Genomic DNA, 543 nt, shown 5'->3' on the forward strand with positions numbered 1-543 from the left:
GACCTCATCCAACATCATCGAGATCACTTGGTACGAGCGGTTCATGGGTCGGCTTATTCGTTCGACGTGGCCTGCTGTTGCTGCCTCTTCCATTCATCCGTCAGCAACCCAGCAAATCCCCAATCCTCTTCCTTGATCTCCTGAATCACAACGTGCGTGTGCTCGGGCTTCTTGCCGAGAACGCGACCCAGAGAATCGGTCACGTCTTTGACCAGTTGGGCTTTCTGCTCACGGGTTGCACCCGCCGTGATCTGAATGTTGACGTACGGCATGAAGGTTGGATTCCTTGGGTCAGTCGCTATGGCGCAATGGCAACGTTGCTATGTCGTTGGCAGGCGAGACGCGTGGCACGTTCGGAAATGGAAGATCGTGCTGCAGCGGAAAGCGACTCTATCACTGGCCTCTGGCCCGTGCGTTGCCAAGTCCTTGGCAACGGGGCGTCATGCACTGACGACCTTGTTCTTTCCCGCGCGCTTGGCTTGATACATGCCGCGGTCCGCACGCTGGATCGCCGCCATCGGGGTTTCATCCTTGCCGAGTTCC

Annotated in this window: 1 protein-coding gene; it reads right to left on the reverse strand. The window is 57.5% G+C overall.

What is annotated here, in order from left to right; all coding sequences use genetic code 11:
• Positions 1-53 precede the first annotated feature (53 nt).
• The gene (locus tag ACRYR9_RS19950; protein WP_048931498.1) at positions 54-272 is read right to left on the reverse strand and encodes a tautomerase family protein; all 219 of its coding nucleotides are present in this window, start codon (positions 270-272) and stop codon (positions 54-56) included.
• Positions 273-543 lie beyond the last annotated feature (271 nt).

The organism is Kineococcus auxinigenes (assembly GCF_050871525.1).
Classification (GTDB): domain Bacteria; phylum Actinomycetota; class Actinomycetes; order Actinomycetales; family Kineococcaceae; genus Kineococcus.